14 protein-coding genes are annotated in these 15,285 nt (G+C 59.0%); 8 read left to right on the forward strand and 6 right to left on the reverse strand.

Going from position 1 to position 15,285, the window contains the following annotated elements; translation table 11 throughout:
• Positions 1-24 precede the first annotated feature (24 nt).
• Together ASE30_RS08585 and ASE30_RS08590 are read right to left on the reverse strand one after the other, a co-directional pair.
• Complete coding sequence (locus tag ASE30_RS08585; RefSeq protein WP_057283880.1) at positions 25-465, reverse strand: hypothetical protein; 441 nt, start codon at positions 463-465, stop codon at positions 25-27.
• A gap of 73 nt (positions 466-538) precedes the next feature.
• The gene (locus ASE30_RS08590; protein ID WP_057283881.1) at positions 539-766 is read right to left on the reverse strand and encodes a DUF1049 domain-containing protein; all 228 of its coding nucleotides are present in this window, start codon (positions 764-766) and stop codon (positions 539-541) included.
• 342 nt (positions 767-1,108) lie between these two features.
• Here ASE30_RS08590 and ASE30_RS08595 point away from each other — a divergent pair, with 342 nt between their 5' ends.
• Both ASE30_RS08595 and ASE30_RS08600 read left to right on the forward strand, forming a co-directional pair.
• Positions 1,109-1,840 carry a carbonic anhydrase family protein gene (locus ASE30_RS08595; protein ID WP_156407587.1) on the forward strand — a complete coding sequence of 244 codons (732 nt, stop codon included), beginning with the start codon at positions 1,109-1,111 and terminating at the stop codon, positions 1,838-1,840.
• A gap of 127 nt (positions 1,841-1,967) precedes the next feature.
• Positions 1,968-2,300 carry a NirD/YgiW/YdeI family stress tolerance protein gene (locus ASE30_RS08600; RefSeq protein ID WP_235515226.1) on the forward strand — a complete coding sequence of 111 codons (333 nt, stop codon included), beginning with the start codon at positions 1,968-1,970 and terminating at the stop codon, positions 2,298-2,300.
• Positions 2,301-2,368: 68 nt separating this feature from the next.
• On the opposite strand, the gene ASE30_RS08605 is transcribed toward ASE30_RS08600, so the two are convergent.
• A complete protein-coding gene (locus ASE30_RS08605; RefSeq protein WP_200964412.1) occupies positions 2,369-3,952 on the reverse strand; it encodes a hypothetical protein in 1,584 nt (527 codons plus the stop codon).
• A 70-nt stretch (positions 3,953-4,022) separates the two neighbouring features.
• Between ASE30_RS08605 and ASE30_RS08610 the strand changes: the two genes are divergently transcribed.
• Together ASE30_RS08610 and ASE30_RS08615 are read left to right on the forward strand one after the other, a co-directional pair.
• Positions 4,023-5,216, forward strand: coding sequence for a LysR substrate-binding domain-containing protein (locus ASE30_RS08610; RefSeq protein WP_200964413.1), 1,194 nt, complete (start codon positions 4,023-4,025; stop codon positions 5,214-5,216).
• A gap of 148 nt (positions 5,217-5,364) precedes the next feature.
• Complete coding sequence (locus ASE30_RS08615) at positions 5,365-6,327, forward strand: LysR substrate-binding domain-containing protein (protein WP_057283884.1); 963 nt, start codon at positions 5,365-5,367, stop codon at positions 6,325-6,327.
• A gap of 72 nt (positions 6,328-6,399) precedes the next feature.
• On the opposite strand, the gene ASE30_RS08620 is transcribed toward ASE30_RS08615, so the two are convergent.
• Positions 6,400-6,891 carry a hypothetical protein gene (locus tag ASE30_RS08620; protein WP_156407588.1) on the reverse strand — a complete coding sequence of 164 codons (492 nt, stop codon included), beginning with the start codon at positions 6,889-6,891 and terminating at the stop codon, positions 6,400-6,402.
• 293 nt (positions 6,892-7,184) lie between these two features.
• Here ASE30_RS08620 and ASE30_RS08625 point away from each other — a divergent pair, with 293 nt between their 5' ends.
• Positions 7,185-7,484, forward strand: a complete 300-nt coding sequence (locus ASE30_RS08625) for a hypothetical protein (protein ID WP_162259914.1) — start codon at positions 7,185-7,187, stop codon at positions 7,482-7,484.
• Positions 7,485-7,561: 77 nt separating this feature from the next.
• Entirely contained in the window at positions 7,562-9,328 is a 1,767-nt protein-coding gene (locus ASE30_RS29795; protein ID WP_057283887.1) for a methyl-accepting chemotaxis protein, read from the forward strand.
• A 48-nt stretch (positions 9,329-9,376) separates the two neighbouring features.
• Here ASE30_RS29795 and ASE30_RS08635 read toward each other — a convergent pair whose 3' ends face one another.
• Entirely contained in the window at positions 9,377-10,834 is a 1,458-nt protein-coding gene (locus ASE30_RS08635; protein WP_057283888.1) for an aldehyde dehydrogenase family protein, read from the reverse strand.
• 323 nt (positions 10,835-11,157) lie between these two features.
• Between ASE30_RS08635 and ASE30_RS08640 the strand changes: the two genes are divergently transcribed.
• Together ASE30_RS08640 and ASE30_RS08645 are read left to right on the forward strand one after the other, a co-directional pair.
• Positions 11,158-12,915: a bifunctional diguanylate cyclase/phosphodiesterase gene (locus ASE30_RS08640; protein ID WP_057283889.1), complete on the forward strand. Its 1,758-nt coding sequence runs from the start codon at positions 11,158-11,160 to the stop codon at positions 12,913-12,915.
• Between the two features lie 133 nt (positions 12,916-13,048).
• Positions 13,049-14,731 (forward strand): diguanylate cyclase, encoded by a 1,683-nt coding sequence (locus ASE30_RS08645; RefSeq protein WP_057283890.1) that lies wholly within the window; start codon positions 13,049-13,051, stop codon positions 14,729-14,731.
• 256 nt (positions 14,732-14,987) lie between these two features.
• On the opposite strand, the gene ASE30_RS28910 is transcribed toward ASE30_RS08645, so the two are convergent.
• Positions 14,988-15,248, reverse strand: a complete 261-nt coding sequence (locus ASE30_RS28910) for a hypothetical protein (protein WP_156407589.1) — start codon at positions 15,246-15,248, stop codon at positions 14,988-14,990.
• Between the last annotated feature and the right edge of the window lie 37 nt (positions 15,249-15,285).

The following is a 15,285-nucleotide window of genomic DNA, read 5'->3' on the forward strand; positions in this document are numbered from 1 at the left end:
ACGCAATGAAGGATGGATGCGGGCTCATCGCGGTTGTGCGGGCGCTGCCGCGGGCGCGGGCGCCTGCGGGGCCGGCGGCTGCGCGCCGCTGCGCATGAAATTCCCGTTCGCGTCGAAGCCGCCGATCGGGCGGCCATTGAAGAACACGACCCGCCGCGCGGTCCATTGCAGCTGGTTGGGTCCGACCTGGTCGTAGCCGGCGACCTCAAAGTCATACTGCCAGCCCGCCACGGGCTTGCCATCTTCGCCGGTGTAGGTCCCCTTCTTGACCGAGTCCGCGTACCCCTTGTCGCGATAGCTGACGTAGCGCGTGGGCGGCATGGAATCGCGCAGCGTCGACATGTACTGGTACAGATCGTCTTCGCTGGGAGGAGTCCCATACTTGGCCAGGTCGTTCTGAGTCGCGACGGAGGACGCGCAACCCGCAATCAGGCATGTGGAGACAACCAGGAATAGCCTTTTCATCGGAATCGCTCCTTGATAAGCGTTCCCGCCGGCACTCAAGCAGCCAGCGGGCGTCGACTTGCTGGAACCAGCTTCATGAGGGGGTGCGGTTGGTAGCGCCACGGAATGCGGAACGCAGCAGGCTCAGTAGAAAGCCGCCAGTGAACATTCCCAGGATATACACGCCGATGACCAGTACCGAGGCGGGCAACGTGACGGTGGAAGACCAGAGCGACAATGTGACCGCGTCGAAATTCTGGATTTTGAACGAAAGTACGATTGCAGTTAGCAACACTATTAATACGATGTAAAGGTATCGCATGATTCACCTTTCGTATTGGTTGGCTAAATCGGCCTTAAGCCAGCTGGGGCTTGTCGTGCGAAAAAACTATGCCATTCATTCGGCCGGAAAACAACAAAAAATAGGGCCACCTGTGGTGCGCATTTGTAATCCCCTGATCGCCGGGCACGCCGGCGCGCCCTGTTCCGCCCCGGGTTACAACATGCAAAACCGTTGTACCTCGCGAAAAAGCGGTCCAGAATGTACACGCCATAAATCATGGTGACGTATGGCCGGCCCTTGAATGAATAGCCGCGGCTTGCGGTCTATCTCTTGCGGGCTGCATATAGGGGATAGTTCATGGAAGCGATCAAAGATTGTTGCATGGCAAGACACCCTCAGGACCCCGGACGCCGCACCTTGTTGAAGGCAGGCATAGGCGCCGGAACGGCAGCGGCGATAGCCGCGGTATCGCTGGTGCCGCGCGGGGCCGACGCGGCGTCGCTTACTCAGGCGCAGCGCGATGCAATGACCCCGGATCAGGTCATCGATATGATGAAGCAGGGCAACGAGCGCTTTCGCGCCGGCAAGCCTCAACAGCACGACTACCTGGCCCAGAAGCGGTCCAGTGCCTCGGGACAATTCCCCGCGGCGGTAATCCTCAGCTGTATCGACTCCCGGGCCCCCGCCGAGATCATCCTGGACACAGGCATCGGCGACACATTCAACGGGCGGATCGCGGGCAACATTTCAAATAACGATTTGCTGGGCAGCATGGAATTCGCATGCGCGGCGGCCGGCGCCAAGGTCGTGCTGGTCATGGGACATACCGCATGCGGTGCGGTCGCTGGCGCCATCGACAACGTAGAGCTGGGCCACCTGACGGGCCTGCTCAAGGTGATCAAGCCCGCGGTCGAGGCAACCAAGTTCTCGGGCGAACGCAACGGCAAGAATGCGGCATTTGTCGACGCCGTCGCGAAGACGAATGTTCAACATACCGTCGACGCCATACGCAAGAACAGCCCTATCCTGGCCGGCCTGGAAAAGGAAGGAAAAATCAAGATCGTCGGATCGATGTACGACCTGAGCAACGGCATGCTCACGTTCCTGACCTGACCGCTGGCGGCTGAAAGCCGGCGGTATTGGACCCGGCAGGTTTCAGCCCTGCCGGTTTGACGCGCTCGTTCTGATTCTGGAGGTCTCCATGACTGTAAGCATACGGGTCCGGCCTTGGCATTGCGCCATGGCGATTCTCATCTCGGCTGTCGCAGCACCCTCTTGGGCGCAGTTCACCGGCCAGGGCGCTCAGGTGCTCACGCCAACCGTGGCCGAAATCCTGGCCAAACCGGTCGATGGTCAGATGGTTCGAGTGCAGGGCCATCTGCTAAGCAAGATCAGATCGGAAACCTATATGTTCTCCGACGGCACTGGCGAAATCGTGATGGAGATCGACGACGACGATTTCCCCAAGCAGCCCATCACCGAGAAAGACAAGATCGAAGTTGTCGGTGAGGTCGATACCGGACTGCGCCGCCCTCCCGAAATCGAGGCCGAATCGGTCCGCGTACTGCCTTGAATCCAGCCGCACGGCGGCGCATCGGCCCTCCCCCAAGACAGGCCGTGCGCCGCGGCGCGCTGCAAGGGTCAGGTTCCCCTGACAAAGCCGACGTTATCGCCGATCACCGTGGTTGGACCGATAGGCAGCGGTTCCGGATTGACGATGTCCAATTTCACGAACTCGATCTTCTCTTTCCAAACCTTGCGCAGAAAATCTTCGATCGCGTGGATGGTGAGCTGCTCGCCTGGGCAACGCCGGTAGCCAAAGCCGAATGGCGCGAACCCGGCGAAATCGCACACCGGCATCGCCTTGCCGTCAGCCACGCCGAACACCGTGCCGAACGCGCTATTCTGCATTTCGGCCTTGCGCCCGTCCTTCACGGCGAAGGACGCCGGCTGAAACGGACAGCCCGCCAGACCCATCTTTTCGATATGCGCCTGATTGACATCCTTGCTGGTGGGCGCCGTTTCGTAGCGTGAGGGATCGAACGCTTCGGGGTTCTTCCACTGCACCGGATCCTTGCTGGTGCTGGTGTGCGGGCTGACGATATAGCCGTGACGTTCAAAACGGGGCGGCCGGGTTTCCTCCAGGGCCGAGATGCTTCCGCCATTGGGCGAAATCGTGCGGAAAAGCTCCATCACGAATCGCTCCAGGGGCGGAAAGGTGGTCCCTTGGGCATCGTCGTAATTCCCTTCCATGGTCTTTTTGAACCATGCCTTCGTGTCGCCGTCGCCCGTGTCGCGCGCCAGCTTCAACATGACGTTGTAAAGCGTATTTCCCCACTGGCTGAACGCGACGAAATTATGGAAGCACTCGAAGACCACGTCCTTGTGGCTGAAATGCTCGCTCTCCTCGCCGTTCTTCATCCAGTACCAGGCAAAGGTCTTTTCGGGATTCGGGATCTTGCCCGATGAAATGTCGGCCAGCTTCTCATCGATCCAGGATTTCAGGAAATCCAGATGCGCGCGCACCGTCATGTAGTTCTCGTACACGATACGCTGGGTCGGGTCGCGGTAAGCCAGCACCGTATTGAAGGCCTCACCGATCTGGCGCACCCGCTGCGGAATGCCTTCGTTCTTCACACCCAGGTGCAGGTCCCAGTACAGGTCCCAATACCCTTCAAGATACGGCCGCATCAAGGGCTTTCCGGCATTGGCTGGACTCAGCAACTTGTCGAAGAACGCCGTGATCTTATCGCCGTACTGGCTTCGGTACAGGTCGGGCGTTACGGCGGACATATAGATCCGCTTGCGCAGATTGTCGGGCCCCCGCTTTTCCAGACCCTGAAGAAACACGGTGACGCCATCCTGCGGCGCGGGACGCCAAGTCTTGCTGAGCAATCCCCACAGGTCATTGGGCAAGGCGTTTTCCTTGGTCAGCGTGACGTCGATCATGGGCAGTACTGGCCGCTCGCCCTGATAAACGCTGACGAGGAAGTGCGGAATAATAACGTTCTCGATGTACGCGGGATCGAAATCCTTGAGGAACTGCGCGCGCACGCGCGCCGCCGCGGAAGCCAGATCGACGGGCGCCAGAGGCTGCCCGGGTACGGGCGGGGACTGCGAGAAAACCGGTTGAGTGGATAACGTGGCGACGGCAGTCGCACCCGTGGTCAGGAATGTTCTTCTCTTCACGATGCTCTCCGAAACGGATTGACCAGCTAGAGACAAAAAACAAACGCGCGCACTGGCGGCGGACAGAGTCCGTTTAGAAATTTAAGTCTCGCCCGGAAGAAACGCAATGAAAGCGCGCGGCGCCGCCCCAATGCAAGAATGTGTCACCGGCGATGGCGCTGTTTCCGCCTCCCGGCCAGAGGGGTCGTTCCCCTTTAAGGTGTTCTTCAGACTAGTTGCCTATAAAGGGGAGTTCAAATCCACTCACCGCCGCAACGTACCGCTTGCGGGTCATTCCCTAATGAAGCAATCGGTCGTCTCCCTTACTCGCAAAGTGAAGTTCTATCAGTTGGTCGTATTCGATCAGATCGTCACGAGCGGCTCGTTGATCAAGGCTGCCGCAGCGCTGAATCTCACTCAGCCGTCGGTGACGAAAATCGTCCAGGAACTTGAACACCATTTCAAGGCGCCGCTGCTTATCCGCGGGCCGCGTGGCGTTACCGTCACCGAAATCGGCGAACTGGTGTCGCGTCACCTGCGTTCGATTCTTGCCGACCTGCGCAGGCTGAACGATGACGTCGACGCCTATCATCGCGGCACGTCGGGCTATGTCCTGGTTGGCACATTGAACTCCGCGTCCGTATCCGTCATCCCCGGCGCGCTCGATCTACTTCGCGAAGCCGCGCCCGGGGTCATCGTCTCTGTACGCCAAGGATCGCTGAACCAGTTGCTGCCGCTGCTGAGGACGGGCGAGTTGGACCTGGTGATCGGACGCATCCCCGACGGCTGGGATTGGCATGCCGATGCGGGCGAGCTCGCCGTGACGCGGCTCTACCGAGATGCGTTCTGTGTAGTGGCCGGCGCCAAACACGTTTTTGCGGAAACGGGTGCCACCGCCTGGGCGCGGATGCACGAATTCCCCTGGATGCTCCCGCCGCGCGGCTCGTCATTCCGACATGTCGCGGAAAGCCTGTTCACCCGCGTTGGCATGGCCCCGCCGGCCGTCGTGACGGAGTCGACGTCCCTGCTTACCGACATCAGCCTTCTGCAGAACAACCGTACGCTCGCCCTGATGGTCAAGGGCGTAGCCGACCCATTCATTCGGGGTGGCATGCTGCGGGCTATCGATGTCGGCGAGGTCCTGGATTACGGCGAGATCGGCTGCTTCTTTTGCTCAGGCAGGGAACAAGGCCCTGCCCTTCAGGCATTTCTTGAATGCCTGAACAAAAGTGCAAGCCGTGTCGACGCGTCCAGGATGATTGCATTCGAGGATGGAGGCCCGCGCGGGCGGATGGAGCCCGCGGCGGGACACCTGGCATGACGCAAGCGCCAGGGCGATGAGGGCACGCGCCACGCGCGAGGAACTTTAATAATCCTCCTATATCGGTAGTGGGCGATTGCGTTCAGGCTAGTGGTTCGTACGTTTTCGAATGCGCGCAACTCCGCCAGGACGCGCCCGCGCAGATTCCATGAATCGCTCCGACGTCTCTCTCTCGCGCAAAGTGAAGTTCTATCAATTGGCCGTGTTTGGCCAAATTGTCGAAACGGGCTCCTTGGTCAAAGCGGCAGCGAGCCTGAACCTGTCCCAGTCGTCGGTCACGAAAATCGTTCAAGAGCTTGAATACTATTTCAAGGCCCCTTTGCTGATCCGCAGCCGTCGAGGGGTGAGCGTCACCGAACTGGGCGGTTTGGTCTCGCGCCGCCTGCGCCCGGTTCTTGCCGGCGTGCGCAGGCTGCATGACGACATCGATGCCTATCATGGCGGCACGTTGGGCCGCATTACCGTGGGGTCGCTGAATTCGGAATCCGCTTCGATCATTCCCTGCGCATTGGATTTGCTACGGGAACGGGCTCCCAAGTTGGTTGTCTCGGTCCGCCGGGGCCAGATGGCGCAACTGTCGTCGCAACTGAAGGCCGGAGAGCTCGATATCATCGTTGGCCGAATTCCGGAAAACTGGCAATGGCATCCGGACGCAACGGAGCTTCTCGCGGCGCCGCTTTATCGGGAAATGTTCTGCGTCGTGGCGGGCGTGAACCATCCGCTTGCAAGGGGCGGCCCGCATACATGGCCGCAAATGCACGAATTTCCGTGGCTGCTTCCGCCGCCGGACACCCCGCTTCGGCAGCTTGCCGAGAGCTTGTTTTCGCGCGTTGGCATGCCCTTGCCCACGAGCATGATGGAATCGACTTCCTTGTTGGCCAATATTGGGCTGCTTCAAAACAACAGCACCCTGGCATTGACGGTAAAAGGCATCATCGATCCATTCATACGCGCTGGCATGTTGAGGATCATCGACGCGGGCGAAGTGCTGGATTACGGTGAAATCGGATACTTTCTTGCCGCGAACCGCGAGCCTGCCCGTGGTTTGACCGTATTCATGCAGTGCCTGAAGGACAGCGCAAGCCGTGGCTACCTGAATATGAAAAATTGACGGCCAAAACCGTCGCTTCGGCAAAACCATGAAGCGGCGCAGCGCAACATAGCGCCGCGCCGATAATCCCATTCAGACAAATCTGGACTGCTCCAGGACGGTCAGCTCGCGCCGAAAACGCGCGATGTCAGCGCGGGCCCGCGCCTCGTCGGCGGGATCCCTGCCCATTCCGGCATTTCTTTCGCGCATCATGGCTGCCGTCAGCAGATCCTGCACCTTGTCCCGGTCGAGCGTTTCGAATGCCCATAGAAGGGTATGGTCCGTGCCGACCAATGCAGTCACGGCGGCGTTTACGGCGCCGCGCTCGTCACGCGCGTAGGTCAATACATTCACGATATCGCGTTGTCCAGCCACGGAGAATGCGACAAGCCAATGCGGCATGCCGTTGCGGCGAGCGGACATTGTCCGCTTGCTGCCAGGCGGCGTATAGCTTTGCGCTTGCCTGCGGCCCATGGAGCTGGAGGGACGATCCGACGCCCAGCTCGTGTGATTCATGTTCGATTCCAAAGCAATTACCCGTTCATTTAATAAATCACCCGCGTAGGACTTCATGTCGTCTGACATTTTTATGCGCGGGCGCTGGCGCGGCGGATGGCCGGCTAAGGCCGCGGGGCCAGTGCCCCTCAGAAGGCCACACCAAAATCAATGGATTGCCATTATTCCACGGGGAATCGCTCCCAACTATTCTAATCGACTATACCGAAATTCCGTAATTCGATTTATCAGAGACAGGCCGCTTGTCTATAGTGATCAGCGTCTCTCGGCACAAGCATAGATAATAAAACGCCGATCCTCAAGACAGGCAGGAGGCAAGCAGCAAACCCCAACTCCAGGGGGCCCTCAATTATGGACAAATGATGGAAAGAAATATTCTGCTGACAATGACCGAGACGGTCGGCGTCCTTGCCGACTTGATTATCAAGCAGCACCTCAAGGTTGAAGCCCTTAGAACCGCAATAATCGGAATCACATGCACGGTTTCCAGTTCACCGGCTCTGCGCGAACCCCTGAACAGGCATTTTGAGCTGTCGATGCAGGACGACGCAAAACGTAGCGATGAAATCGGCTATTCCCCGGAAATGCAGCGGCTCAGAAACGAATGGCTGTCGGTACTCATGCCCGTGGACGCCGGAAAAAAAATGCAACCGCGCACCTGAACACCCCACCCTCTTCTCCAACGCTTCGCCACAAATAATACGCGGCAACATAATCAAGGCTGATAGGTATAAATAATATGTTCAATAAACTAAGCGTCCGCACGTTCGCGGCATTGCTGTTGTGCCTGCTGGCAGGCGCAATGGTCGTATCAAACGCCGTCGCCTGGAGAAGTCTCGACACAAGCAACGAAAACCTTGCCGAAGTCAAAGAGGCATACAAGGGACAGTCGGCCGAACTGAGCGCCGCGTACCTCCAGTTGCTTCGGGCCCGCGTCAATCTGGCCAGCGCCTTCAATGACCTTCTGGCGGGCAAGGAAGGCCAGGTTGCCGCCGGCATCCAGGCCAGCGAGAGCGCACTTCAGTTACTGGAACAGAACTTCAGCGCGTTCATGAAGAACGCGCGCAAGAACGCCTCGGCGACGTCCCCTCAGATCGCGCAACTCGAAAAAGCGTACCACGCCTATATCGACGCGGTCGCTTTGCAGATGAACGCCTTGAAGGCCAAGGACACCGACCGCTACCTTGCGCTGGACGAAACGTCCCGCAAGCGCGGGCAGGTATTCAGCGCGCATAACGCCGAAGTGCTGGAAATCATCGACCAGCGCACCGAGCATATGGCCGCAACCGCATCGCGCGAGCACGCCAACGCGCGCATCGTCACCATCGCAACCCTTGTGTTGGGCCTGGCCCTGGCATTCGCCGGCTGGATATTTGTGAACCGCATCGTCCTGCGTCCCCTCGTGGAAGCCGGGCACCATTTCGACCGGATTTCCGAAGGCGACTTCACGGGACGCATCGAAAACAAGACCCAAAATGAAATCGGCCACCTCTTTGTCGCCATCCGCCAGATGCAAGAGAGCCTCACGCGCACGGTATCGTCGGTACGCCACGGCGTCGACGAAATCAACACCAGCGTGCGCGAAATCGCAGCCGGCAACATGGATCTTTCGGGCCGCACCGAACAACAGGCCGCGTCGCTGGAGCAGACTGCCGCATCAATGGAGCAACTGTCGGTGACCGTCAAGCAGAACGCAGACAACGCCCGGCAGGCCAATCAACTGGCCTCCAGCGCGGCGTCGGTCGCGGAACGCGGCGCAACCGTTGTCTCCGAGGTCGTCAGCACGATGCAGAACATTTCCGCCAGTTCGCATCGCATCGCGGAGATCGTTTCTGTCATCGATGGCATCGCGTTTCAAACCAACATCCTGGCGCTGAACGCCGCCGTGGAGGCCGCGCGCGCGGGAGACCAGGGCAAGGGATTCGCGGTGGTGGCCGGAGAAGTCCGCAGCCTTGCGCAACGCAGCGCGCAGGCGGCGAAAGAAATCAAGACCCTGATTCTGGAGTCCGTCACCGCCGTGGACGGCGGATCGCGCCATGTGGAACTTGCGGGCGTCACCATGACCGAAATCGTGACCTCCGTGTCCCGAGTGACCGACATCATGGGTGAGATCTCGGCTGCCTCGCAAGAGCAGTCCCTGGGCATTGACCAGGTCAATCGCGCCGTCACCCAGATGGACCAGATGACGCAAAAGAACGCGGCCTTGGTTGAGCAGGCGGCGGCAGCGGCCAGTTCCCTGGAAGAACAAGCCAGGGCCCTGGCCGGCGCCATGGACGTCTTCAAGACGCATTCCAGCGAAATCATCGATGTGGCCGCCAAAGACCTTCGCGTCGTGCAGCCCGGGGGCTCCCAGGAAAAGGCCCTGGCGCGGCCAAGCCTGCCGATCAATCGGGACGCCGCTGCAGGCAGCGGCAGGCACACGCGAAGCACGATGACGCCCGGACCCGCCGCAAGGCTGACAGCAGCCACCCCATCCACCGGAAGCGACGATTGGGAATCCTTCTAGACCGCAACAACGCTCGCGATGACGGGCGGGCGCCGAAACGGCGGTGATCTACGCTTCCGTTTCCGTGTGATAGCTTCTGCCGTCCAGAAAAGCCTGTAAGCCGTCCATGCAGGCGGCCCCGCCGAACATGCCGAGTCCGCCGCCAATCCGGGCGGCGGCTTCGATAGAGGGGTTGGAAATATTGGCCCTGACCGTCGCGAATCTCAGCCGGCTACCCAGGCGCTCGTTGCGCTTGGAATCCGCCGACCAGATACTGACACCTCCCGCGTCACGCAACGCGTTGGCGCGGCCCAGCACCTGGTCTTCTCCCCGAAAGCTCTCGACATACAGCACCGGACCGCAGGGTTCCATCTGAGGGTCAGCCGGAACCGCCGCCCTGACCTCAACCAGGCTGGGTTCGATGTAAGCCCCCACGGACAGGGGGCCTTCCGGGATTCGTCCCTGGATAAAGACCCGGCTAGACGCGCGCAGGCTTTCGACATGCGCCGCGATCCGGTCACGCTGGTCTTTACCGATCATGCACCCCATTTGCGACCGAGGGTCCTGCCCCGGACCCACACGCACCGCTCGGAAGGCATCGCCCAACAGCGAGACAAAAGCGTCGTAAGCGCCCTCTTCTATCAGTACGTGACCGATGGCGCTGCGCAATTGTCCACTTTGTCCCGCGCTGGTCAGACTCGCGGCCGTGACCGCGCTGACCGTGGCTTGGGTGGCTTGGTCCTGGAACACAATGGCGAGCGCCTTTTTATCCAGGTTAAGCGCAAAGGGTTTGAAATTGGCCGCTGCGCTGCTTGCCAGATTTCTGCCTGATGTCGCGCCGCCCGTAAACCAGACCAAGTCTACATTCGCGGATCTGCAAAAGGCATCCGAAAAAGAGGCGCCGGATTCGATCACCGAATTGACGATGCCCTCCGGCAGACGAGGGTCGATCGTCAGGCATTCCAGCGCCAGATTATGGGCCAAGGCGGTTTGGCAATGGGGCGAGACAACAACGGCGCAACCGCTAGCAAGCGCCTGTCCCAGCACATTGGCCAATGCGGCAATCGGCGCGTTCCAGGGCAGGATTGCGGCAACGACGCCTATCGGCTGAAAGGTCAAGACGCTGCGATATCCCTGTGCGGTGTCGATGGTGCGCCCGAAAATGTTCCGCGCCAGACCCGCGTAATACTTCAGATCGGATTCTGCTGTTTGGATCTCGGCAAGCGCCTCGCGTCTGAGGCAACCGCTGAGCGACACCATGCAATCCGCGATTTGATGCCTGCGCCGGCCTAGACAGGCGGAGAACTCCATCAGGACGTCAGCGCGCATGGCGCTGCAGTGGGCCCACTCGGTATCGAAAAAGGCGTGGCTCGCGGCATCGATGGCGGCTTCGATTTCCGCATGCTCGGCCTTCGCGTACTTTGAAAATGGTTCCGACGAGGCCGGATCATGAGCCAGGCCGTAGGCACGCTTGCCATCCAATCCGTCTATCCATCTGCCATTGATGTAGTGCTCCGCGACTCGCATTGTGTCTCCACATTCAAGTATTCGGTTGGCGTACCTGGCAAGAAACTGTAGCCCAATCGGATTGACTTACCACGGCGTGAAGGATTCGAAAAAAGAATATCAATATTGACTGACGGAATAACCTGCTTCGGAACAGGCTAAGAAACCAGGAAAACATCTGCTCGGCCCTTGAAAACCAAGGATATTCAACGGGCGGATAGCATCATTCCGTTTATGAATTGTTCACGCGCTGCGGTTATTACTAGCATAAGAACGCAAGCTGAACCTGGATCAAAAAGAACAACAACCCCGGGAAGAGCCGCCCCTACCTTGAGGCACCCATCATGAGCAGCTCGTCCGTCCGCATCGAATCCCGCAATCTGGACCGCTTTGATATTCCGGATTTTGTGTTCGAAAGCGCGCCTGCCGGCATTATCATCATGACCATCGACGGGCAGATAATCGCCCTGAATCCCGCCGGAGAAAAACTCTTCGGTTATGAATCCCAAGAGCTCTCGGGAAAGCACATATCGTTTCTGATTCCGGATCACGCCGTCCTGAAAGCGCAGGAGTTCAAGCGAAACAGGCCGGCGCGCAGCGCACGGCATGTCGTGGGCAAAAGCCGAGAACTCACCGGCAGGAACAAGGGCGATTGCGAATTCCCCCTGCACATGAGCATCGGCGAGTTCACCGTGCGGAACCAGAGCCTGCTCATGGGGATCTGCCACGACACCACCGAAGGCTACCGCGCGATTGAACGGATACGCTTTCTGTCGAGCTACGACGCTTTGACGGGCTGCGCAAACCGGACCTATCTGCACGCGCACATCGCAAGAAGCCTCAAGGAACTGACGGCAACCGGCCGGCAGTTGGTGGCCGTGCTGATCTACCTGGAAGGCATGAAAGAGGTCAACGTAGCGATCGGACACAGCATAGGCGACAAAGTCCTTTGCGAACTCGCCGACCGGCTCAAGCGCCACGCGCACGGTGGGGACATCGTGGCAAGGATCAGCGGCGCCGAGTTCGTCTATCTATCCGTCCATCCCACCAATAATCTTCGCCCGAAGGTGCTGGCCCGGCAGTTGGCCAAACGCCTCGCCGAACCCGTGCTGCTGAACGGGGCCGAATTTCACGTCAAGGCCAACATCGGATTGAGCGTGCAGGGTTGCGCCAGCTTGAATCGCACGCCGACTCCCGACGAAATCATCAGCGACGCCACGGTGGCGATGTTCCAGTCGAGCGGCAACGAGGGCAGCGCGCAGGTCTTTCACCCCACGATGCGCGAAACGCTCCAGCGGGAGCAGTCCCTGCTGGAAAACCTGCGCAAGGCGGTACAGGACGGCTCGTTCGAGCTTCATTATCAGGTGCAGGTATCGCTCACGACCGAGCGCATCACGGGCATGGAGGCCTTGCTGCGATGGCATGACGGCGATAACGGCATGATATCTCCGGACGTATTCATTCCATTGGCTGAGCGTTCGGGGCTCATGCGCATGATCAACGACTGGGTGCTGCACCGCGCCTGCGCCGACAACAAAGCGCTCATTGACGCCGGCGTGCTGGACGTGCCGGTCGCCGTGAACATAAGCGCCAGTTCATTCATGCGCGAGAACTTCGCCGATATCGTGATCGGCGCGATCAAGAATGCTTCAATTCCGCCCAACAGGCTGGAACTCGAAGTCACCGAGACGGTCGCCTTCGACGACCTCGCCAAGGCCAGGAATCACATTTCGACCCTGCAGGGCCGCGGCGTGCTGGTTTCGATCGACGATTTCGGAATTGGATACTCGTCTCCGAGAACGCTGCTTGAACTGTCGTTCAACAAGCTGAAGATCGATCGCGGTTTCATTGCTGAAGTCATCAATGATGCCAAGCACCAGGCCATCGTCAAGGGCTACCTTCTGCTTGCGAACAGCATGAACATTCCCGTCGTGGCCGAAGGCGTGGAAGACCAGGCGCAGCTTGAATATCTGCGCTCCCAGGGCTGCGACTATGGGCAAGGGTATCTGTTCTCGAAACCCCTGCCCCTGGACAGGCTGATCCGTCTGGTCCTGTCCCGCAAGGCCGTGGCGCCCACGCTCGACCCCGCCGCGGCAGCTTGAAATGAGACCGGCAAAGGACAGTCGTACACACCCTACTCTCGAAATCGCTACAGGCCCGCCCGGCGATGCCGGCTCCTTCCGGTCATTAACCCGGACTTACATCGCGTACGCCGCGGTTGTCCTGGTTTCGCTGTTGGCCATCGTATATTTTGGAATAAACGCGACCTGGCTGTCGTACGTCGACAAGGAACAAACCCGCCGTAGCCTGCGCGTCGTCGGGGCCGGCTTGCAAACCATGGAAGAGCTCACGCGCGAGGCCACATTGACCTTGGAGGCATGGGAAATCGAAGCCCGGGAACCGCTCGGGTTGGGCCTGGCGCGCTTCGAGACCGATACCGCGATTACCCATCTGGAAGAACTGCTGACGTCAGCGCAGTGCGTGTGGTGCAGAACCGGCAAGGCAAGGATGATCGAATTGGCATCCGCGCTGGCCGCCTTCCGGCTGCATGCGGACGAGTATCTGAGCATGAGCGCCCGCCCAGAAGGCGGCCGAAACATCGATTCGCTCATGCAGGCAATTACGTCGGTCCAGCCTCCCATCATGACCATTGTGGCCAACCAGATCAGCGCAGCCTGGAGCGCGCCCATCGACATCAGCGAAGAACTGGCACTGCTTGCCTACCTAGGCGAACTGTACGAACGCGCGGAACAACTCAGATCCAGTCTCATGCCCGCACTGATGGGGCGCAGGCATTTATCCGAAAGCGAATTGGTCCACGCCCACCGCGCGCTGGCCCGCACCCAAAAACTCGTGGCCATCATCGGGGCGGCCGTGCAGCACCGCCCGGACCTGCAGACGCTGGCGGATGCCTCGATCCAATCGCGCGCCTATGTCCAGGGCCAGGCATATATGGCGGGTCTGCTGGAAAGCCTGACACAATCCCCGCCGGGCGATGCCACTATCGTCGAGATGAACCGCCAGTACGCCACTACTATCGGGGCCCTGGCCACTCTCCGGAACGGCCTGCTTAGAGATACCTTGATAAAGGTGGATCAGCACGCAACGCTGCTGGAAACCCAATTCATCCTTGCCGTCGTGGCGGCCGTTGCGCTTTCGGTATGCCTGATCTGCGGATTGATCAGCTTCTGGAACAGGATCGTGCATCCATTTCGGGTTGCGAACAAGATCATCCGCGGATTTATTCGGGAAGACGCGGGCATCCAGATGCCTTCCCCCACCAACTATAACGGCGTCACCCGAGAGTTGTTCAGTACATTGTCCTCGCTGAAGGAGCACATAGACTTCAAACGAGACCTGGAAACCCGCCGAGACGAATTGATTGAAAATTTAATCAAACTGTCTGAAACCGATCATCTCACCGGCCTGTTGAACAGACGGGCATTCGAAAAATGCGTCGCGGAATTCATTGACGGCTGGCGCGACTCCAGCAAGCTGCTCGCATTCATACTTTTTGATATCGACCATTTCAAAGAGGTCAATGACAGCTATGGCCACATGGCGGGCGACAGTGCCCTGGCCGCCATAGGAGAAATATGCCGGGAAAGCTGCCGCAAGATCGACATCATGGCGCGCGTCGGCGGTGAGGAGTTCTGTGTGGTCTGCTTCGTCGGCAGCACCACCGAGGCGGACGGAATCGCGCATAGGCTGCGGCTGAATATCCAGAACCGGCAGATTATTTACAAACCCGGAAGCTCGTTCCAGATCACGGCGAGCTTCGGTGTTGCTGTTTCGCGCATACACGAAGAATGCAATACCAGCATTCTCTTTGGCAAGGCGGACCAGCTCTTATATTCGGCCAAAGCGTATGGACGCAATCGGGTGATACTCAACGAGGGCAAAAAGCCTCATCCATAGCCCGGCCTGCTTGCCGAATCTCGCAAGTCGCACAGGTTCTCTGGCTTGCCGCCCCTGCGGCACTCGCTATCCCCCACAACCCCTGACTCGGTCCTATTTCGCCTGATTGGCGGGATGCGCGCGTACGTTGGGGGTATTCCATCCACTCAACGCGTACCTACGCAGAAAATCCGCCTCGGAATGCGGGATTGGTCGGCGGTGCCCGCATCTCGTCATTGCACGATTTCCGCGGTAGTCCATCGCGTATTTTCCAGTTTTATTTTTTTGACGGGGCAATTTCAAGCCCAACGCCGCCCCAAATATTCTTATAGGGAATAGAGATATGCATTTTATCAATTAGTGGCAATGAGCCGTAAAACCTAGAATTTTCTGGACAGAAGAAAATTAGCGTAATTGGCAGCATCTTGAAATATTCAGGCACAACAAACATCGCAGCCGGTTCGAGCTTTCTGAATATCGACCCAACGGCGTTTTCCCCAACATCCCATAACAAAGAGAACGGCATGCAATCAGCCATGATCAGAAACCTAGCCGTCGATACCCATTTGAATAAA

The organism is Achromobacter sp. Root83 (assembly GCF_001428845.1).
GTDB lineage: Bacteria > Pseudomonadota > Gammaproteobacteria > Burkholderiales > Burkholderiaceae_B > Achromobacter.